Here is a 20,561-nt window from a genome sequence, read left to right on the forward strand (position 1 = left end):
TCAAAGGGCTGAAATCTCAGAAGAAACCTTTCCGCTGCCACCAGCCGGCGCGCTTCGGCTTCTCTTCGGTCTTGGTTTCCGGCTCTTCGGCGACGGTCGAGGAAACCACCGGCACGATCGGCGCATCGATGGCCGCCGGCTTGCGTCGTGACGGACGGGCCTTCGGTGTTTCCTCGGCGGTCGCTGCCGCCGCCTCGTCCGATGCCGTGGCTGGCGTCTCGGCGGGTGCCGGAACGGCCAGTTCAGCGATCGGCTCCTCGGCGACAGCCTCGGCGGCTGCCTTCTTCGGCTTGGCTGCGCGCCGCGGCTTCTTGGGCTTCTCGGCGGTCGTCGCCTCGTCGCTCACTGGAGCCACCGGCTCTTCCGCAGCCACGACGGTTACCGGCTCGATCGCAGGCTCGCTTTCGGAAGCATCGACCCCGGAAGGTTCGGTCGCTTCATCGGCGCTTGCCTCGGCCTCGCCTTCGCCGTCCTCGCGCCGGTTGCGTTTGCCGCCGCGCTTGCCGCGGCGACGCTTCTTGCCCTGGCCCTCGTCGGATGCTTCCGCCGTTTCGGCAGTTCCGGCCGCGGGGACCGGAGCCTCGTCGCCGGCTTCCGCCTCGTCACGGCTCACCGGGCTTTCCGATGTGGACAACTCGTCGGCCTGCGCCGACACGGAAGCACCGTCGGTGTGGCCATGTTCTCGATCGCGATCCTTGCCGCCGCGGCGTCTGCGACGCTTGCGGCGCTTGCGGTCGCGGCCTTCGCCCTCTTCGCCGGGCCTCTGCTGGTGCTGACCTTGCTGCGGCTGACGCGGCTGTTCGGCCTGGGCCGGTGCTTCGTCTTCCTCCTCGACGATGGTCTCATCCTCGGGCTCTTCCGGTTCGACATAGGCCGGCAGGGTGCGTGCCTCGACGAAGCCTTCAGGCTTTTCGGCCAGCGCGCCGCGGAAGATCGCATAATGCTGCGAACCGACCGTGTCGTCGGCCTCGAGCGTGATGGTCAGGCCGAAGCGGCTTTCCAGTTCCACCAGCGTGCCGCGCTTGTGGTTGAGCACATAGAGCGCGGTCGCCGCGGGCGTGCGAACCGTGATGTGGCTGCGCGAATCCTTGAGCAGGAACTCCTCGATCGCCCTGACCACCATCAGCGCGACAGACGAATCGGAGCGCACATGGCCGGTGCCGCCGCAATGCGGGCAAGGCTTCATGGTCGATTCCAGCACGCTGGCGCGGATGCGCTGGCGCGACATCTCCATCAGGCCGAAATGCGAGATGCGGCCGACCTGGATGCGCGCGCGGTCGTTCTTGAGATGATCCTTCAACCGCTTCTCGACGGCACGGTTGTTGCGGTTCTCCTCCATGTCGATGAAGTCGATGACGATCAGGCCGGCAAGGTCGCGCAGCCTGAGCTGGCGGGCGACTTCCTCCGCCGCTTCCAGATTGGTGTGGAGCGCGGTGTCCTCGATCGAGTGCTCCTTGGTCGAGCGGCCCGAATTGACGTCGATGGCGACCAGCGCCTCGGTCTGGTTGATGATGATGTAGCCGCCGCTCTTCAGCGTCACTTGCGGCTGCAGCATGCGGTCAAGCTGCGCCTCGATGCCATTGCGCACGAAGATCGGCGTCGTATCGCGGAACGGCTGAACCACCTTCGCGTGGCTCGGCATCAGCATGCGCATGAAGTCCTTGGCCTCGCGGTAGCCCTCTTCGCCGGAGACGAGGATCTCGTCGATGTCCTTGTTATAGAGGTCGCGCACCGAACGCTTGATCAGGCTGCCTTCCTCGTAGACGAGGGCAGGGGCCGTGGACTGGAGCGTGAGATTGCGCACGTTCTCCCAAAGCCGCATCAGATATTCGTAATCGCGCTTGATCTCGGCCTTGGTGCGGCTCTCGCCTGCGGTGCGCAGGATGACGCCCATGCCTTGCGGCACTTCGAGATCGGCGACCACTTCCTTGAGGCGCTTGCGGTCCACAGCACTGGTGATCTTGCGCGAAATTCCGCCGCCGCGCGCCGTGTTCGGCATCAGCACGGAATAGCGGCCGGCAAGCGACAGATAGGTGGTGAGCGCTGCGCCCTTGTTGCCGCGCTCTTCCTTGACAACCTGCACCAGCAGGATCTGGCGGCGCTTGATCACTTCCTGGATCTTGTACTGGCGGCGCATCGGCTTACGGCGGTTGCGCGCTTCCTCCAGGGCATCCTCGGCGCCGACCGATTCGACCTCGTGATCGTCCGGATGCGAAGACTGAACCTCTTCCAGCATGCCGCGATCATCGTCGCTGGATTCACTGCCCTGTTCCGTCAGCGGGACGGGTTCGGAAATCACGTCGGCGTCGACGGAGGCGGCGATCGACGTCGGGCCGCCCTCGCGGGTCTCGCCTTCGTCCTGTCCGGACGATTCGTCGCTCTGCTCGGGGGAGGCTTCGCCATGATTGGATGCATCCGCGGCCTGTTCCGGGATATCGGCCGCATGTTCGATGGTTTCCGAACCGTGGGAAGTGTTCTCCGAGACGGCGTCATTGCCATTGTCGGCGTCGCCTGCCTCGCCGGCCGTTTCGGTTGCCTCGTCGGCATCGGCCCCGCTCGCATCGCGCTTGTGTTCTGCGCGGTCGCGGCCCTTGCCGCCGCGCCGGCGCCCGCGCCGGCCGCGATCGCGGCTCTGGCGGTCGTCGCCTTCGCCGTCCTCATCGTCCTCGTCCTCGGCTTCCTGCGCTTCGGCGCGCAGCAGCGCCTGACGGTCGGCGACGGGGATCTGGTAGTAGTCGGGGTGTATTTCACTGAAGGCGAGGAAACCGTGACGGTTGCCGCCATATTCGACAAAGGCTGCCTGAAGGGAGGGTTCGACGCGCGTTACGCGGGCGAGATAGATGTTTCCTTTGAGCTGCTTCTTGTCCTGTGATTCAAAGTCGAATTCTTCGATACGATTACCGCGTACGACGACAACGCGTGTTTCCTCCGGGTGGGAGGCGTCTATCAGCATTTTGTTGGGCATTATTTCGTTTCCCCCCGGCAGCCGTCAGCCGCAGCTTGCGGCGCAAGGGCCGCTGCTGTGTGTCTGGATGAATGTGGGTGCCGGATGTCTGAATGTCCGCCGGACGGTGCCTGCGCGCCATGGCGGTGCCGCCCGCAGCCATATTGGCGCGGTTTGATGCGGACCTTTCCATGATTGCGCTTGAAGCCATCGTCACCAGCAGAACCTTTTGAACCAAAGCCCGGAAACCGGACCAGCTTGTTTGCTCATACAGAGCCGGCGCGGGACAAACCCGGCCGTTTTCCTCACGCAGGCGATTCCCCCGCCACGGGCGCACACCTGCGAAATTCGTCGCGATCACCTGAACCCTTCTCGCATGGAGCGAAAGGAGCCGCCTTTCGTCTCACCTGTAGCGGGAAGCTGCGGAGGAGGGCGGTTCCAGGATTGCAGTGATCCACTATCGCTTTTATGATTTGGCGGGTTGGAAGGCAACCCCGTTTTCCGACGCCGGCAAAAGCGGTTCCGCCACGTAAGCACGGGTCCGGGCCTCGCGTGAAAAGGCTTGGTTAACCTTCTCTGGATACCAATCGTTAATCGAGTTCGCGGCCTAACCGGCACTTCGACTACATGACCGGGCGCCTTGGCGCCAAACCGGGAGCGACTGCAAAGAGATGGGACTGGCAGGCTTCACAGACAAGGGCAGTCGTGCCGGCGGCCGTTTGCTCGCGATCTTCTGCCTCCTGCTGTCGATGACCATTTCGTTGGTCGCCAACGCCGCCGATGCCCCGCTCACGGCAACCGGTTACAAGATGGCGGGCGATGCCACCAAGATGCGCATCGTCATGGATTTCGACCGCGAGCCCGACGTCAAATGGTTCCTTTTGCGCGGGCCCAATCGTCTGGTCATCGATCTGGCGAATACGAAGTTAGCCATCGATGCCAAGGATTTGAAGCCTCGCGGGCTGGTCAAGGGCGTGCGCCTGGGTGAGTTGGAGGCAGGCGTGTCGCGGCTGGTTCTCACCGGGAAGGGGCCGTTCGCGGTCGACAAGCTCGATGTTCTCAAGAACGAGGACGGCGCGGGCTACCGCATCGCCATCGACATGTCGGCGGCCTCCGAACGCGAGTTCGACACTGCCCTTGCCAATCAGGCGCTGACCACCGGTTCCACGGTTTCGACCGACAAGGGCGGGCGGGTCGGCACCGGGCCGGTCTCCAATCCGGGCCATCGCTTCACCGTCGTCATCGATCCGGGCCATGGCGGCGTCGATGGCGGTGCCGAGGGCCTGAACGGCACCGTCGAAAAAAACGTCACGCTGGCTTTCGCCACGGAACTGCGCGACAAGCTCGCCGCCGTCGGCAGATACGATGTCTTCATGACGCGCGACACCGACGAATATTTGCGGCTGGACGACCGCGTGCGCATCGCTCGCCAGCATGAGGCCGACCTGCTCATCTCCATTCATGCCGACACCATCAGCCTCAAGGGCATCCGTGGCGCGACCGTCTATACCGTTTCCGACAAGGCTTCGGATCCGGAAGCGCAGGCGCTTGCCGACCGTGAAAATCTCTCGGACCAGTTCGCCGGCATGGTGATCAAGGACGACAACAAGGAAGTCACCGATATCCTGATCGACCTGATCCGCCGCGAGACCCACACCTTTTCGATGAGTTTCGCCCACACGCTGGTCGGCCAGTTGTCGACCAGCGTCGGCCTCATCAACAATCCGCAGCGTTCCGCGGGATTCAAGGTGCTGAAAGCGCCTGACGTCCCCTCCGTGCTGGTCGAACTAGGCTATCTCTCGAATGCCAAGGACGAGGCGCAACTGCTCGACGCCGACTGGCGCGGCAAGGCGGCGCAAAGCATCACCAACGCCGTCGCGCTGTTCGCTTCCGCGCGTGCCGGAACGGGAACCGGGGGCTGAAATGCCTGACGACGCCTGCAACCACAGGCAGCGTTGCGCGGCGACAACACCCGACGCTTTTATTTCCGACTCACGGCCGCGAAATCCGGCCTTGCCGTATTTTGCCCACATGGTAGCGACATGGGTTTTCGATTACGGGTTGGGACCGGCTCGAATGCTTGCGCGGAAGGCGGCTTCGTTTAGGAAATTCCCGAACCAAGGACTGGAGCGGGCATGATTCGTCTCATTGGCTATTTCTTCGGTATCGGCACGACGCTGGCCCTGCTGGTCGCGGCGGGGGTTGCCATCTATATCGGGCATTTGTCCAAGGATCTGCCCGACTATGAGGTGCTGGCCAAGTACGAGCCGCCGGTGACCACCCGAATCCATGCCTCGGACGGCGCGCTGATGGCCGAGTACGCGCGCGAACGGCGCCTGTATTTGCCGATCCAGGCCATCCCCGACCGCGTCAAGGCGGCCTTCCTGTCGGCCGAGGACAAGAATTTCTACAACCACCCCGGCATTGACGTGACCGGCCTGGGCCGCGCTATCATCGTCAACCTGCAGAATTTCGGCTCGGGCAGGCGTCAGGTTGGCGCCTCGACGATCACGCAGCAGGTGGCGAAGAATTTTCTGCTGACCTCGGACCAGACCTACGAGCGCAAGATCAAGGAGATGATCCTCGCCTTCCGCATCGAGCAGGCCTATTCCAAGGACCGCATTCTCGAACTCTACCTCAACGAAATCTTCTTCGGTTTCGGCGCCTATGGCGTGGCGGGTGCGGCGCTCACTTATTTCGACAAGTCGGTGAATGAGCTGACCGTGGCCGAGGCCGCCTATCTGGCCTCGCTGCCCAAGGGGCCGAACAACTATCATCCCTTCAAGCATGCCGACCGCGCGCTTGAGCGCCGCAACTGGGTCATCGACCAGATGGTGGAGAACGGCTACGTCACGCGCGAGGAAGGCGACAAGGCCAAGGCGGAGCCCCTCGGCGTCACACCGCGCCGCAACGGCACCTATCTGTTCGCCGGCGAATACTTCACCGAGGAGGTGCGCCGCCAGATCATCGCCCGCTACGGCGAGAACGCGCTCTATGAAGGCGGCCTGTCCGTCCGCACCACGCTCGACCCGAAGATCCAGCTCATCGCCCGCAAGGCGATGCAGAACGGCTTGATCAAATACGACACGCTGCGCGGCTACCGCGGGCCGCTGAAGACGATCGACGTGTCCGGCGACTGGGGTGTGCCGCTGGGCAATGTGAAGGGACTGGAAGACGTTCCCGAATGGAAGCTCGCAGTCGTGCTCGACAGTTCGGCATCCGGCCTGTCGATTGGCTTGCAGCCGGCACGCCAGGCGTCGGGCGACATCGTCAAGGAGCGCGTCGAAGGCACCGTCAGCAAGGAAGACATGGGCTTTGCCATGCGCCATGTGGTCGGCGGCAAGACGGTCAGGGCCAAGTCGCCGGCCGATGTGCTGAAGCCGGGCGACGTCGTCTTCGTCCAGAAGAACGAAGGCTCCGACGACGCCTACAGCCTGCGCCAGGTCCCCGAAGTGGAAGGCGGCCTGATCGCCATGGATCCACACACCGGCCGCGTGCTGGCCATGGTCGGCGGCTTCTCCTACGCGCAGTCGGAGTTCAACCGCGCCACCCAGGCCATGCGCCAGCCCGGCTCTTCGTTCAAGCCGATCGTCTATTCCGCGGCGCTCGACAATGGCTATACGCCGGCGTCGGTGATCATGGACGGACCGATTACCATCCAGAGCGGCAACACGACCTGGACGCCGAAGAACTACGACGGCACGGTCGCTGGTCCGGCAACCCTGCGCTCCGGCATCGAAAAGTCGCGCAACCTGATGACTGTGCGCCTCGCCAACGACATGGGCATGAAGCTGGTCGTCGAATATGCCGAGCGTTTCGGCGTCTATGACCATCTGGCGCCGTATTTGCCGATGGCGCTGGGCTCCGGCGAGACGACGGTGATGCGCATGGTTTCGGCCTATTCGATCATGGCCAATGGCGGCAAGTCGATCAAGCCGACATTGATCGACCGTATCCAGGACCGCTACGGCAAGACCGTCTTCAAGCAGGACGAACGCGGCTGCGAAGGCTGCAACGCGGCCGAATGGCAGAACCAGCCCGAACCTGAGCTTGTCGATAATTCCGAACAGGTTCTCGATCCGATGACCGCCTACCAGATCACCTCGATGATGGAAGGCGTCGTCCAGCGCGGCACCGGCGCCACCATCGCCGAGCTCGGACGCCACATCGCCGGCAAGACCGGCACCACCAACGACGAAAAGGACGCCTGGTTCATCGGTTACACGCCGAACCTCGTCGTCGGCCTCTATATGGGCTACGACACGCCGCGCGGCCTTGGCCATGGCGCCACCGGCGGCGGCCTCGCCGCTCCTATCTTCAAGGATTTCATGCGCGTGGCGCTGGATGGCACGCCCAATGTCGACTTCAAGGTTCCCGAAGGCATGAATCTGGTCGCCATCAACCGCAAGACCGGCATGCGGGCCAATTCGGGCGATCCCGGCACCATCATCGAGGCCTTCAAGCCGGGCACCGGGCCAGCCGACAGCTATTGGGTGATCGGCATGGGCGCCGACGGGTCCAATGCCTCCGGCGGCGCGCTGTCGCCTCAGGCCAACCAGGCCATCCAGTCGGGCGGCGGCGGCCTCTACTGACGGGTATGCATGCAGGATTGGGCCGGCCCTGGGCCGGTCCAATTTGCTTTACAGGCGGCGGCGCCGTCCCTATGTATCGCGCCGACCAGGCGTCACTTTCAGCAACAGGATAAAACATCAGGCCATGCGCGCGGAAACGCAGAATATTGTCGACGAGATCAGGCAGGCAATTACCCTGCTGAGGAGGCATCTTTGACTGGGATCAGGCCATAAAGCGGCTTGAATATCTCAACGTCCGCGCCGAGGACGCCAGCCTCTGGAACGAACCGCTGGAAGCGCAGAAGCTGATGCGCGAGCGCCAGGGCCTCGAGGAAGGCATCGCGGCGGTCAGGGGCCTGACCCAGGCGCTGGAAGACAATATCGGCCTGATCGAACTCGGCGAGGAAGAGGGCGACGAGAGCGTCGTTGCCGAGGCTGAGGCAGCGATCCGTTCGATGCAAGGCGAGGCGAAGGCCCGCCAGGTCGAGACGCTGCTGTCGGGCGAAGCCGACGCCAACGACACCTATCTCGAAATCCACGCAGGCGCCGGCGGCACCGAAAGCCAGGACTGGGCCTCGATGTTGCTGCGCATGTACACGCGCTGGGCCGAGCGCCGCCGCTTCAAGGTCGAGGTGCTGGAAGTGCATGACGGCGAAGAGGCCGGCATCAAGTCTGCGACGCTGCTGATCAAGGGCCACAATGCCTATGGCTGGCTGAAGACGGAGTCCGGCGTCCACCGGCTGGTGCGCATTTCACCTTATGACAGCAACGCGCGCCGGCACACGTCCTTCGCCAGCGTCTGGGTCTATCCCGTCATCGACGATACGATCGAGATCGACGTTTCCGAATCCGACGTGCGCATCGACACCTATCGTTCGTCCGGTTCAGGCGGCCAGCACGTCAACACCACCGATTCGGCGGTGCGCATTACCCATCTCGCCACCGGTATAGCGGTCGCCTGCCAGGCCGAACGTTCGCAGCACAAAAATCGGGCAAAGGCCTGGGAGATGCTGCGCTCGCGGCTTTACGAGGAAGAGCTGAAGAAGCGCGAAGCCGTCGCCAACGCCACCGAAGCATCGAAGAGCGACATTGGCTGGGGTCACCAGATCCGCTCCTACGTGCTGCAGCCCTATCAGCTGGTGAAGGATCTGCGTACTGGCGTCGAAAGCACCAGCCCGTCGAGCGTGCTCGATGGCGACCTCGATGACTTCATGGAAGCCTCGCTGTCGCAACGCATCGAGGGTGGTGCTGGGGAAGCGGTGGCGGACCTGGATTAGGGTCGGCGCCTACAGTGCCACACATTTGGATTGGATGATGGCTCGCAAGCTTGTTGGAAAGTGCTTCTGCGGCGCGGTGCACTATGCGGTCGCTGACGAGTTCCTGTACGCGGCGAATTGCCATTGCTCGAACTGCCGGCGCACGACAGGTTCGGCTTTCAAGCCCTTCGCGGGCATCGAACGCGCCAAGTTTGTCCTGATCAAGGGCCACGACATGTTGCTGGTCTTCGGCGACGACAACGGCCATGACGCGCACTGCAAGCGGTGCGGTTCGCTGCTCTATTCGGTCGTGCGCCAGGGCGCCTTCGTCCATGTCGCGATGGGAACGCTCGTCGACAACCCGAGCATCCGCCCGACCGAGCATATCTTCGTCGGTTCCAAGGCGCCGTGGTACACGATCAGCGACGGCCTGCCGCAGTATGACGAACACGTGATCACAGGACCTGCTGGCGAATAGGCCGGAACTTCTCTCGCTGAATCTCGTTATCTGCGATCCCGTCTGCTGGGCATGGTTGTGCCTGCCTATCCAATCGAGAGACGGCGCCTGTTTTCTGTTGCCGATGCGCGGCATTCAGCCTGCGACATCGGCATGCAGTGGTTTCTTGCGCCGACTCACAAATCGGCCCACCATCCATGGTCGAGGGGAGACAAAAGCATCTATGGCCGGGCGCGGCAGAAATGCCTGCTGACGATCCGGCCGCTGGGAAGACACGTTTCAGGAACGGGCAAGCGAAACGCTTGATGCTCGTCGAAAGGAGCGCTTCCATGTCTGCTGCCCCATCAAAATCGGCTCGGGCCGCGGTGGGCCGACTCATGCTCTGCCTGCTTGCAATCGCAGCGATTGCGTTGCCGATGGCGCCTGCCTTCGCCCACGACGCCAAGCCTACAGCGGCGAAGCCGCTGGGTTGGAGCTATCCATTCGCATGCTGCGCTAACTACGATTGCCGCACGGCCCATACGGGCGAGGTTTTGGAAAAACCCGAGGGTTATGTGATCGCCGGCACGGGGGAAGTTGTCCCGATGACCGACAAGCGTGTGAAGGACAGCCCGGACGGCGAATTCCACTGGTGCGCGCATCAAGCGGGTCTAGACGCCGGTAAGACGATCTGCCTGTTCGTGCCGCCGCGCTCCTACTAAGCCCGGGAGGCGCAGCGGCGACCGGCCCGGACCGCGATGGGCGGGGGCCTGCTGACGGACGGTTGCCAGGACCGCTCCTTTGTGTTGCGTTGCCTGCGGGCGGCGGACAAGGGAGAGGTGACGTCCATGACCATCAAGGGAAGCTGCCACTGCAAGGCGACGATATTCGAGGTTTCGCAAGCACCGCAGACGCTGACGCAGTGCACTTGTTCGTTCTGCTCGAAACGCGGCTCGCTTTGGGCCTACTACACTCCTGCGCAGTTCAAGCTCCTCACGCCGCAGAAGAATGTTTCCTTCTATCAGTGGGGATCGAAGACCGTTAAGCACGGTTTTTGCGACACCTGCGGCTGCGGGACCTTCACCGAAACACCGGACTGGTCGAGCGGAGAGCCGGATTTCGACAATCCCAAGATCAGCGTCAACTCGCGGTTGTTCGACGATTTCGATCTGGACAAGGTCGAAGTGGTGGCCATCGACGGCCGGAATCTCTGGTAGATTCCTGGACGCCCAATCGGGAAATCGTGCCCCGGGGAAAAGCCGTTGCCGGTGTTTTTCCCGTTCCGCTTTTCGCCGCATTTCATGGTACAAGTCGCGCGAAGGGCTGATTTGGCGCCACCGCAAGGCGTGACTTGGAGAGGGACAATCCTATGAAGAAGACCGTGCTCGTCGTCGTGGCGACGGCTGTGCTGGTGAGCGCCTGCACCACCACCGATCCGTATACCGGCGACCAGAAAATTTCCAACACGGCGGCCGGTGCCGGCCTCGGCGCCTTGGCCGGCGCCAGCCTTGGCCTGCTTGCGGGCGGCAATGATCGTCGCAACGCGCTGATCGGCGCCGGCATCGGGGCGCTGGCCGGCGGCGCCATCGGCGCCACCATGGACCAGAACGAAGCCGAACTGCGCCGGCAGTTGGAGGGCACAGGCGTCAGCGTCACCCGCTCCGGCGACCAGATCATCCTCAATATGCCGTCCGATATCACCTTCAACGTCGATCAGGATGCGGTGAAGCCCGGCTTCTACCAGGTGCTGAATTCGGTCGCGCTGGTGCTGAAGAAGTTCAAGCAGACCACGGTCGACGTGTTCGGCCATACCGATTCGACCGGCGGCGACCAGCATAATTTCGATCTGTCGCAGCGCCGCGCGCTGGCGGTCGCCAACTACCTGGCTGGCCAGGGCGTCGATTCGCGCCGCTTCGCCGTCACGGGATTCGGCAAGACCCGTCCGGTAGCGTCCAATGCCACCGCCGAGGGTCGCGCTCAAAACCGTCGCGTCGAGATCCAGCTTTCGCCGCTCACCTGAGCAGCATCGATCAGAATGCAAAAACGGCCTCGCAAGGGGCCGTTTTTGTTTGCAAAATGCGACCGACGGCCAGGCCTGCGGCCCCCGGGGTTCTTCCATGATGTTACGGTGAGGTCGGCTTATCGACCGTCGCTCGTTGGGTCAGGCGCTGCCGCCGGACGACATGGGCAACGATCAGCCCATGAATGAGCAGCCCGACCGTAAGTCCAAGGATATGGAAGCCCGTTCCCGAACCGGAAAGCGTCAGGATCGACCAGCTGGATGCGGGTACGAACAAGACAATTGCGGTGATGAGCCCGGGGTTATAGCTGCGCATCCTGATGGCCTGCGCGATGTGAACCAAAGCGTTGATCAGGGTGGTGTAGGCGGCGATCAGCCCTATCCCGGCATTGACCGTGACAGCGAGGGTGAAAACCAGGGAATAGATGCCCCATACACCCGGTACGTTGATCACAAAGACATCGAAGCGGGTAAGCAGCGGCGCCCCACCGCCGAGCATCTTGTTGCCGAAAAGCCGGAACCGGTCCTCGGCATGCTCCTCGTATTGGTGGAGCATGTAAATCGGAATCAGCAGGAAGACGGCGAACTCGGCTGTCTCCAATCGAGCGGCCAGCCCGATCGCCACCACGCACAGGGTGAGGCCGGCGAGCACGCCACCATAGACCCAATCTTCCACCAGACGCTTCATCACGCCATCTTCGGCGAGGCCGTGCGTCCTTGCAACACACGACGATATCAGACCTTGGCGACAATGCGTATGAAGGCCGGTGTGTCGTAGCCGAAGCCAACGGTGGCGTCGCTTGGCGATGACGGCAACAGCTTCACCGGCCGCGACCGGCCGCGCTCAGATTGAGATTGGCGCGCCAGAGAATTAGCCAGTCCTAAATAAGCGCTTTCCCGCAGCCATGGAAAGGAATAGCATCGTCGCTGTTCCGGAGGGGATGAGGCGGTACACTTGGCCGCGCAATAAGCATTTTCTTTTTCAGCCTCGGTCTTGCACGGCCAGATCAAAAAAATCTGGGAGGAATGCATGACAAGAACAGCCAGCCTCGGGCGCTGCGGCGTCTTCGCTTTAACAGGTCTTGTAAGCGCATGGTTGGGCGTCGCTGCGGCTCGAGCCGAGGATGCCAACAAAGCTGACATCGAGGCCTTGAAAAAGTCGCTCGCCAAATATGAGGACTACACCGCCGCCGTCCGCGACCTTTATCTGTCGACGGTCGGCTGCGTCTACTATAGCGGAGAAAAGATATCCGGAGCGATGTACTACCCGAAAGGCGCCATGGGCATCCATTTCGTCAACGTCCCAAGTGTCGGCCAAAAACTCGACCCGATGCGCCCCAATGTGCTGATCTACGAGCCGACGAAAAACGGTCTGCGCCTGGTCGGGGCGGAATGGCTGGTGCCGCTGACGCCGGACCTCAAAGAGCCGCCGAAGCTGTTTGGCCAAACCTTCATGGGTCCGATGGAGGGACACTATCCGCTCATCCCGAGGGAGTTCGTCCACTACGATCTTCACGCCTGGCTGGGTGATAATCCCAACGGCATGTTCAGTCCGACGAACCCGAACGTGAAATGCAACAAGGCCGAGTTTCCGATGTTGGAGAAACCGACCAAGATGATGCCCGGGCCGATGTAACGGCGACCCCAGCCAGGAGCTTGCCGGGAGGGCAAGCCGGATGGCCGTCTTGTCTTGGAACCACTCGTCGGTCAGCCCTTGGCGACGATGCGCATGAAGGCGGGCATGTCGTCGCCGAAGCCAACGGTGGCGTCGTTTTCGTCTTCTCGGTTGCGGGCAGGGCGACGGTCATCGCGCTGGGGCCTGGTGTCGCCACGTTCCGGTGCACGTCGCTCGCTGCGCGCCGCGGAGCTCTTGCGCTCGGAATTTTCCGAGCGGATAGCGTCCTTGCGCGTGCGCCGCTCACCAGTGTCGGCGACCGTTTCCTCGGCCGCGACCGGCTGTTCCTCGCGCACGGTTTCCGGTGCCGCGTCTTCGCCATGCTTGGCCTGGCGTCCGCCTCTCTTGCGCTCGCCCCTGTCCTTGCGGTCGTCGTCCTTGCGGCCGGCACGACGCGGTGCACCGCGGCCACGGCGCGGAGCTTCGTCCTCGCCTTCGCTGGCCACCACCGTCGACAGGTCACCGTCATGCCACTCGATCTTGGTGCCGATCAGCCGTTCGATGGCGTCGATATACTTGGTGTCGGACTTGGTCGCGATGGTGAAGGATTTTCCGGAGCGCCCGGCGCGGCCGGTACGGCCGATTCGGTGGACGTAATCCTCGGCATGGATCGGGACGTCATAGTTGAAGACGTGGCTGACATCGGGAATGTCGAGGCCGCGCGCGGCCACGTCGGAGGCGACCAGATACCGCAGCTTGCCGTCGCGGAAATTGGCCAGCATCTGCATGCGCGCGCGCTGGTCCATGTCGCCATGCAGCGCGCCGGCGTCGAAATCATATTTCAGCAGCGAGCGGAACAGCTCCGACACCTCGATCTTGCGATTGCAGAAGATGATGGCGTTCTTCAGCTCCGCATCCTCGGCTTTGATCAGGTTGCGCAGCGTCTCGCGCTTGTCCCAGGGTTTGGAACCTGACTTCACCAGCCGCTGGATGATGTTGGTCGCGGCGGAGGCGGCCTTTGAAACCTCGACGCGCACCGGCGCGTGCAGGAACTTTTCGGTCAGCTTGGTGATCTCGGGCGGCATCGTCGCCGAGAAGAACAGCGTCTGCCGGGTGAAGGGGATCATCTCGCAGATACGCTCGATATCGGGAATGAAGCCCATGTCGAGCATGCGATCGGCTTCGTCGATGACGAGGATCTCGACGCCGTTGAGCAAGAGCTTGCCGCGCTCGCGGTGGTCGAGCATGCGGCCGGGCGTCGCGATGAGCACGTCGGCGCCACGCTCCAGTTTCTTGTCCTGTTCGTCGAACGACACGCCGCCGATCAGCAGTGCGATGTTGAGCTTGTGGTTCTTGCCGTATTTGATGAAGTTTTCCTCGACCTGCGCCGCAAGCTCGCGGGTCGGCTCCAGGATCAGCGTGCGGGGCATGCGGGCGCGGGCGCGGCCCTTTTCCAGTCGTGTCAGCATCGGCAGCACGAAGGAGGCCGTCTTGCCGGTACCGGTCTGTGCTATGCCAAGCACATCCTTGCCCAGAAGCGCGTGCGGAATGGCGCCGGCCTGGATCGGCGTCGGCTTGAGGTAGCCGGCGTCGGTGACTGCGGAAAGGACCTTCGGCGATAGGCCGAGGTCCGCGAAAGTCAACGCTTCTTGAGCGGTCTGGGTGTCTGAGGACAAGTTCTGGCTGTCTTTGGCTGTTCGGGGAAGCGCAACGGCATCCGTCGCGGCAGGCGCCGCGCGCCCGCAAGATCATCACTGCAACTAGGCGCAAGCCCGCGATTTGTCAACACAAACGGCCGGCAATGGCTCGATTGTGAAGTCGTAACCTTAATTACTATGTGTGATCCGGCCGCTTATCCGAGCGCCGGCTCAATATCGGGTCAATAACGGAACTGTTCCGCCAGTATGCGTTCGTTCCACGAGTGATTGGGATCGAACAGCAAAGTTGCGGTCGCCGTCGCAGATTCCCTCACCGTCACGGAAGCTACGGCCTTGACCTCCGTATGGTCGGCGGCGGCGTTCACCGGCCGCTTTTCCGCCTCTAGTATATCGAAGCGCACGGTTGCCTTGTTGGAAAGCAAAGCGCCGCGCCAGCGGCGCGGGCGAAACGGGCTGACGGGGGTAAGCGCCAGCAGCGGCGCGTCGAGCGGCAGGATGGGCCCATGCGCCGAAAGATTGTAGGCGGTGGAGCCAGCCGGCGTGGCGATCATCACGCCGTCGCAATTCAGTTCCTCGAGCCGTACCTGGTCATCTATGGTGATGCGGATCTTGGCCGTCTGATAGGACTGGCGCCATAACGCCACTTCGTTGATGGCCAGCGCCGAGACGGTTTCGCCATCCGAGGTAACGGCCTGCATCTCCAGCGGACGGATCGTTTCGGCGACCGCGGCCGCGATGCGCTCGGCGAGACCTCCGGAACGATATTCGTTCATCAGGAAGCCGATGGTGCCACGGTTCATGCCGTAGACCTTTTTGCCGGTTCCCATTGTATCGCGCAAAGTTTGCAGCAGGAAACCGTCGCCGCCCAGGGCCACGACGACATCGGCTTCCGCGACCGAATGCTGGCCATAGCGCGCCGACAGGCTTTCCAGCGCCGCTTTGGCGTCAGGCGTGCCGGACGAGACGAAGGCGATGCTGTTGGCGGCTTTGCTCATGGCTCCCCGACGGTGACCGGTTGGCGGCTGGGCCGGGGTAGCATGGGCGGGCCTGTGTGCAAAGAGAGCCCGCAGACGTGCGGTTCGAACCGGCAGTCGCGAATCATATCAGGGAACGAGCCAATGTGATGGTTAAGGCCGGGCTTAAACTCTCGTAAAGCCCCATGGATCATGTTAGCCGGCATGGGTGGCGTGGGGGCGCCCACAGCGATCTTATGCCTTTCAGGATACGAAAGACGCTGTGGCACTTTTGATCGTGCGTGAATCCTTCGAGAGTCGAGCCCGATTCCGGGGACACGCGCCAGCCGGGACCAACATATTGCTGGTAACACGCCTGATCATCATCTCCGTCGTGCTGGGAAGCTTCGCGCTTGTCTTCGCCGAACTGGTGCGCCACTCGGAAGAAACAAGCCTCAGGCCCTTGCCCACTGCCTCGCGCTGCGGCGACGCCGCCGGTATGCCTTGTCCGCAAAGGGCGCTGTAGATCAAAACAAGCTGATTGCTAGGAGCGTGGTTGCAGATGGCAGCCGGCCTGGCGTTTCTGTGCCAGATACTCGTCGATCAGCTGCCGATAGCGCACCTTGCCGAAACTCGGGAAATGGCCGCCATGCACGACCGAGACGTCGAGGTCGCGCATGGCAAGCAGCGTCTGCAAATAATCATCGATATCGGAATGGTAGACGTCGTCGATCAGCGGGCCGTCATAGATGATGTCGCCGGAAAGCAGGATGCGGGTCTTCTTCTCGTACAGAGCGATACCGCCTGGCGAATGGCCGGGCGTGTGGATCACCTCGAAGGCGCGATCGCCGAGGTCGACGATATCGCCATGTTCGAGCAGGCGGTCCGCCGGGGCGGGCATGATGCGATAGCGCGCCGTATCCCAACCTTGTGGCTGGCGATCGAACATCTCTTCATTGGCGTAGCGGTCAGCCACCGTCCATTCGTTGCGCGGATCGGTCAGAATCTCCGCCTCGGCGCGGTGCACGCAGCGGTCGGGAAATTCATGGTGGCAGCCTATATGATCGAAATGCGTGTGGCTGGCGACGCAGGTGAGCTTGCGCTCGCTGACCAGCGGCACATGGCGCCTGAGGCTGAAATGGCCAAGCCCGGTATCGAACAGCAGGTCGCGGTCGCGGCCGCGCACATGCCACATATTACAGCGGAAGAACGGTTTGATCCATGGCTCGTGGATCAGCGTGACACCGTCGCCCATGCGGATGGTTTCGTACCAGTCAGGTGCGTCGACGACCGCAAGCATGCCCATGTTCAATCCGTCAGCAGGATGATCTTGTCTGTATCGCAGGAAACCGAGACCGTGTCGCCCGGCTGCACGACGGACGTTGCGGGCAGTTTGGCGATGAATTGCAGCTTGGCGTCTTCAGTGGAGACCGCGAGCACGCGTTTGAAGCTGCCCTGGAAAACGACATCGCTGACCTGCGCCTTGCCCAGCTTTGTGGCGCCTGAGGTCGCGCCCAGGGCAAGGTGCTCCGGCCGGATGGCCAAGGCAACCGCCGATCCCACCGGCAACGCTCCGGACGCCGAGACCGGCCCGACCTGTGTCGCGACAGTGCTTGTCCTGTCCATCATCTCCGCCACCGTTCCGCGAAGAATAGTGCTCTCGCCCATGAAGGTCGCCGAAAAGCGTGTCTTTGGGCGCGCATAGACGCGTTCGGGCGGCCCTTCGTCCTCGATGCGGCCGTCACTCATCACCACGCAGTGGTCGGCCAGCGCCATCGCTTCTTCCTGGTCGTGGGTGACATGGATGAAGGCGGTGCCGACGCGCTTCTGGATCGCTTTCAATTCGTCCTGCATCTGCCGGCGCAGTTTGAGGTCGAGCGCGCCGAGCGGCTCGTCGAGCAGCAGCACGGCGGGCTCGATCACCAGTGCGCGCGCCAGCGCTACGCGCTGCCGCTGGCCGCCGGAGAGCTGGTGCGGCTTCTTGTCGAAGGCGGCATCCAGCCCGACCAGCGCCAGCGTCTCATGCGCCCGCGCGGCGCGTGTCGCGCCATCGACGCCTTGCATGCGCAGGCCAAAACCGACATTGCCGCCGACGCTCATATGCGGAAACAGCGCATAATCCTGGAACACCGTCGTAGTCGGGCGCTTTGCCGGCGGAACGGCGGTGCAGTCCTCGCCTCGGATGAACACGTTGCCTTCGCTCGGTGTGACGAAGCCGCCCAAAATCGACAAAAGCGTCGTCTTGCCGGAGCCCGACGGTCCGAGCAGGATGGTGTAGCTACCAGGCTCTATCCGCAGCGATACGTCTTTCAGCACCGCCAGCTGGCCGAAACGGTGCGAGATCCCGCGGATGTCGACCAGGGGCGCGCTCATGCCGGCTTTCTCCGCAGCAACGTCAGTTCGAACAGCACCACCAGCACGATGGAGACGGCGAACACCAGCGAGCCGGCCGCGTTGGTCTTGGGGTTGAGGCCGGAGCGCAAGAGGTTCCAGATTTCGACCGGCAGCGTGGTTTCGAAGCGCGTCAGCAGGAAGGAGATCACGAATTCGTCCCAGGAAAAGGTCATCGACAGGAAGAAGCCGGCGAAGATGGCCGGCGCCATGACAGGCACGGTAATCAAGAGCAGCACCTTCCATTCCGGTGCGCCGAGATCGCGCGCGGCGCGTTCGATGTTGATCTGGTGGTCGCCCATTTGGCTGTACACGATGGCGAAGCAGAGCGGCAGGTTGATCACGACATGGCCGATGCCGGCGGCGAGCAACGATTTCGGCACGCCGGCCCAGTTGAACAGCACCAGCAGCCCCATGCCGATGATGAGATAGCTGACGGTAAGCGGTAGTGTGATCAATCCCCGCAGCAGGGCCGAACCCGGCAGCACGAAGCGCGCGAACGCCCAGGCGCTGAGGAAGCCGAGCGTGACGGCCGCGAGCGACGAAAGGACGGCCACCAGCAGCGAGTTCACCAGCGCCGAGGTCAGCCGCGCATCGGACAGGACGGCCTGGTACCAGCGCAGCGACGGGCCGGTGAAGGGCGGGATGGGAAAGGAGGTTGCCTGCAGCGAGAACAGCACGAGCACGACCACCGGCAGGAAAATGAAGGCATAGATGGCGATCGCGTAGAGACAGGAAGCGGTTCGGACGATCAGGCGCATCTCAGGCCCGCTCGATCTTCAGCCAGCGGGCGCAGGCGAGATAGGCGATGGTCACGACCGCCATCAGGATGATCGAGAGCGCCGAGGCTAGCGGAAAATCGCCGCGCCGGCCGATCTGCATCATCACCAGTTGCGGCATGACCAGCTCGTTGTTGCCGCCCAGGATCTGCGGCGTGATGTAATCGCCGATGCACAGCACGAAGGTCAGGAAAGCGCCGACCATGATGCCGGGCAAGGTCAGCGGCAGGATGACATGCAGGAAGGTGCGCACCGGCCCGGCGCCGAGATCAGCGGCGGCCTTGCGGTAGCTCGGACTGAGCTGCTTCAAATTGGCGAAGATCGTCAGCGTCAAAAGCATGACGAAGAAATGCACGAAGCCGGTCACGGTGGCGAAGCGCGTATTGGCGAGCTGCAGCGGTTCGCTGATCAAGCCGATGCCGGTCAGCGTCCGGTTGATGACGCCGTTCTGCGCCAGCACCAGAAGCCAGGAATAGGAGCGCACGACGTAGGACGTCCAGAACGGCAGCACGGCCAGCATCAGCGCCTGCCGCTGCCAGCGTTCCGGCACCTGTTCGGCCAGGATCCACGCGAAAGGATAGGCGAGCAGCACCGAGACCACGGTGACGATCGCCGTCACCTCCAGCGAATTCACCATCGCTTGCCAATAGGCAGGATTGGTGAAGAACTGGCTGTAATTGGCTGATGTGAAGCCGCCGCCCTCATGCGACGTCAGGCTGGAAAGCCCCATGGCAATGAAAGGCAACACGAAGAACAGCAAGGTCCAGCCGAGCGCCGGCGTAACCAGCGCCCAGGGCAGGGCCTTGTTTGCGGTGCTGCTCACGACGCCCGTCTACTGCGCCTGCAGCATCTCGGTCCACATGTCCTGCATCTTCTTGTCGAGGTCGGCGTTCGGCGCCGGATAGGCCTGGGCGCGGGCAAGGAATTCGGGCTGCTCGTCGAAGCGCAGGATCTTCTTCTGGTCGTCGGTGAGTGCCGCCTTGCTGTTCGCCGGCATGCCCCAATAGCAGGAGGATGTGGCAAGACGGGCCTGGCCTTCCGGGCTCATGATGTACTGGATGAATTTCAGCGCCACGTCCTTGTTCTTGGAGTCCTTGAACATGGCGAGCGACTGCGACCACAGCACCGCTCCCTCCTTGGGGATCGAGAAGTCCAGCGCCGGGTTCTCCTTGGCCAGGCCCGCCGTCACCCATTCGCCGCCGCCGACCAGAATATCGACTTCACCGGTGGCGAGCGCTGTCTGGCTGGCGGTCACCTCGCCGACCAGCTTGGCGTTGGCCTTCATCTTGAGCAGTTCGGCCTTGAGGGCGGGAAGATCGGCCTCGGTGAGTTCAGCCGTTTTCTTGCCGATGGCGAGTGCTGCCATGCCGATGACCGGCAGGTAATAATCGTAGATGGCGACCTTGCCCTTGTACTTGTCGCTTGTCAGCGACGCCAAGGATTGCATGTCGGCCGGGTCGACCTTGGTCTTGTTGAAGCCGATCGTGTTGTAGCCGAACTTTTCGGTGATGCCGTAGCGCTTGCCGCCGACCACGGTGGAGTTGTCCATCTTCACCTGCGGAAAGAGGTCGCCCAACGGCAGCTTGTCCTCCGGCAGCGGCTCGAACAGGCCTTTTTCCACGCCGCGCGGCACGTCGATGCTGTCGATCACCATCACGTCCCAGTCGCCGGGTTGCGACTGTTCGACGATGGCGAGCCCCGCGCCGGTGCCCTCGAATTCCTTGACGTTGACCTTGACGTTGTTGGCCTCTTCGAAGGGCTGCAGCAGCGCCGGGTCGGCATGATCGCACCAGATCAGGGCGTTGAGATCGGCGGCCTGGCTGGCGCCGGCTGCTGAGAGCACCAGCGCCGTGGCGCCGCAAGCGGCGCCCAGATGTCTCTTCAGGATTGAAAGCGGATTGTTGGCTGTGGATCGTGCGGACATCGAGTGTTCTCCCT

The 20,561-nt window shown here is 62.9% G+C and carries 18 protein-coding genes; 9 read left to right on the plus strand and 9 right to left on the minus strand.

From position 1 onward, the window contains the following. Positions 1-16: 16 nt before the first annotated feature. Positions 17-2,965 carry a ribonuclease E/G gene (locus tag FJ979_RS25320; protein ID WP_140584172.1) on the minus strand — a complete coding sequence of 983 codons (2,949 nt, stop codon included), beginning with the start codon at positions 2,963-2,965 and terminating at the stop codon, positions 17-19. Between the two features lie 650 nt (positions 2,966-3,615). Here FJ979_RS25320 and FJ979_RS25325 point away from each other — a divergent pair. The 7 genes from FJ979_RS25325 to FJ979_RS25355 all read left to right on the plus strand — a co-directional run bounded on the left by FJ979_RS25325 (position 3,616) and on the right by FJ979_RS25355 (position 11,227). Continuing rightward, the gene (locus FJ979_RS25325) at positions 3,616-4,866 is read left to right on the plus strand and encodes an N-acetylmuramoyl-L-alanine amidase (RefSeq protein ID WP_140493640.1); all 1,251 of its coding nucleotides are present in this window, start codon (positions 3,616-3,618) and stop codon (positions 4,864-4,866) included. Positions 4,867-5,079: 213 nt separating this feature from the next. Further along, on the plus strand, positions 5,080-7,536 hold the full coding sequence (locus FJ979_RS25330; RefSeq protein WP_140493638.1) for a penicillin-binding protein 1A: 2,457 nt from the start codon (positions 5,080-5,082) through the stop codon (positions 7,534-7,536). A gap of 124 nt (positions 7,537-7,660) precedes the next feature. Next, positions 7,661-8,792 (plus strand): peptide chain release factor 2 gene (gene prfB / locus FJ979_RS25335; RefSeq protein WP_140493636.1). Its coding sequence is split into 2 segments (ribosomal slippage): positions 7,661-7,726 and positions 7,728-8,792, totalling 1,131 coding nucleotides; the frame shifts between segments, so codons are not numbered across the junction. A gap of 37 nt (positions 8,793-8,829) precedes the next feature. Next, a complete protein-coding gene (locus tag FJ979_RS25340) occupies positions 8,830-9,249 on the plus strand; it encodes a GFA family protein (RefSeq protein ID WP_140584174.1) in 420 nt (139 codons plus the stop codon). 308 nt (positions 9,250-9,557) lie between these two features. Then, positions 9,558-9,929, plus strand: coding sequence for a hypothetical protein (locus FJ979_RS25345; protein ID WP_140493631.1), 372 nt, complete (start codon positions 9,558-9,560; stop codon positions 9,927-9,929). A 126-nt stretch (positions 9,930-10,055) separates the two neighbouring features. Continuing rightward, positions 10,056-10,424 carry a GFA family protein gene (locus FJ979_RS25350; RefSeq protein ID WP_140584175.1) on the plus strand — a complete coding sequence of 123 codons (369 nt, stop codon included), beginning with the start codon at positions 10,056-10,058 and terminating at the stop codon, positions 10,422-10,424. Positions 10,425-10,576: 152 nt separating this feature from the next. Beyond that, positions 10,577-11,227 carry an OmpA family protein gene (locus FJ979_RS25355; RefSeq protein WP_140493627.1) on the plus strand — a complete coding sequence of 217 codons (651 nt, stop codon included), beginning with the start codon at positions 10,577-10,579 and terminating at the stop codon, positions 11,225-11,227. Positions 11,228-11,330: 103 nt separating this feature from the next. Here FJ979_RS25355 and FJ979_RS25360 read toward each other — a convergent pair whose 3' ends face one another. Continuing rightward, positions 11,331-11,915, minus strand: a complete 585-nt coding sequence (locus FJ979_RS25360) for an HXXEE domain-containing protein (protein ID WP_210241483.1) — start codon at positions 11,913-11,915, stop codon at positions 11,331-11,333. A gap of 342 nt (positions 11,916-12,257) precedes the next feature. Between FJ979_RS25360 and FJ979_RS25365 the strand changes: the two genes are divergently transcribed. After that, positions 12,258-12,863 carry a hypothetical protein gene (locus tag FJ979_RS25365; RefSeq protein ID WP_140564732.1) on the plus strand — a complete coding sequence of 202 codons (606 nt, stop codon included), beginning with the start codon at positions 12,258-12,260 and terminating at the stop codon, positions 12,861-12,863. 71 nt (positions 12,864-12,934) lie between these two features. Here FJ979_RS25365 and FJ979_RS25370 read toward each other — a convergent pair whose 3' ends face one another. Together FJ979_RS25370 and FJ979_RS25375 are read right to left on the minus strand one after the other, a co-directional pair. Beyond that, positions 12,935-14,518: a DEAD/DEAH box helicase gene (locus FJ979_RS25370; RefSeq protein WP_181165113.1), complete on the minus strand. Its 1,584-nt coding sequence runs from the start codon at positions 14,516-14,518 to the stop codon at positions 12,935-12,937. A gap of 203 nt (positions 14,519-14,721) precedes the next feature. Then, positions 14,722-15,495, minus strand: a complete 774-nt coding sequence (locus FJ979_RS25375; RefSeq protein WP_140493621.1) for an NAD kinase — start codon at positions 15,493-15,495, stop codon at positions 14,722-14,724. A gap of 319 nt (positions 15,496-15,814) precedes the next feature. Between FJ979_RS25375 and FJ979_RS32690 the strand changes: the two genes are divergently transcribed. Next, positions 15,815-15,979, plus strand: coding sequence for a hypothetical protein (locus FJ979_RS32690; protein WP_181168343.1), 165 nt, complete (start codon positions 15,815-15,817; stop codon positions 15,977-15,979). 18 nt (positions 15,980-15,997) lie between these two features. Here FJ979_RS32690 and FJ979_RS25380 read toward each other — a convergent pair whose 3' ends face one another. The 5 genes from FJ979_RS25380 to FJ979_RS25400 are packed head-to-tail and all read right to left on the minus strand — an operon-like array spanning position 15,998 to position 20,547. Then, positions 15,998-16,759: an MBL fold metallo-hydrolase gene (locus tag FJ979_RS25380; RefSeq protein ID WP_140493617.1), complete on the minus strand. Its 762-nt coding sequence runs from the start codon at positions 16,757-16,759 to the stop codon at positions 15,998-16,000. 2 nt (positions 16,760-16,761) lie between these two features. Then, complete coding sequence (locus FJ979_RS25385; RefSeq protein WP_140584179.1) at positions 16,762-17,826, minus strand: ABC transporter ATP-binding protein; 1,065 nt, start codon at positions 17,824-17,826, stop codon at positions 16,762-16,764. Further along, positions 17,823-18,605, minus strand: coding sequence for an ABC transporter permease (locus FJ979_RS25390; protein WP_140584180.1), 783 nt, complete (start codon positions 18,603-18,605; stop codon positions 17,823-17,825). The genes FJ979_RS25385 and FJ979_RS25390 overlap by 4 nt, the downstream gene beginning before the upstream one ends. 1 nt (position 18,606) lies before the next feature. After that, on the minus strand, positions 18,607-19,446 hold the full coding sequence (locus FJ979_RS25395) for an ABC transporter permease (RefSeq protein ID WP_140584182.1): 840 nt from the start codon (positions 19,444-19,446) through the stop codon (positions 18,607-18,609). A 9-nt stretch (positions 19,447-19,455) separates the two neighbouring features. Continuing rightward, positions 19,456-20,547, minus strand: coding sequence for a spermidine/putrescine ABC transporter substrate-binding protein (locus FJ979_RS25400; protein WP_140584184.1), 1,092 nt, complete (start codon positions 20,545-20,547; stop codon positions 19,456-19,458). Positions 20,548-20,561: the final 14 nt, after the last annotated feature.

The sequence above is a fragment of the Mesorhizobium sp. B1-1-6 genome (assembly GCF_006443035.1).
In the GTDB taxonomy this organism is placed as follows: Bacteria; Pseudomonadota; Alphaproteobacteria; order Rhizobiales; family Rhizobiaceae; genus Mesorhizobium.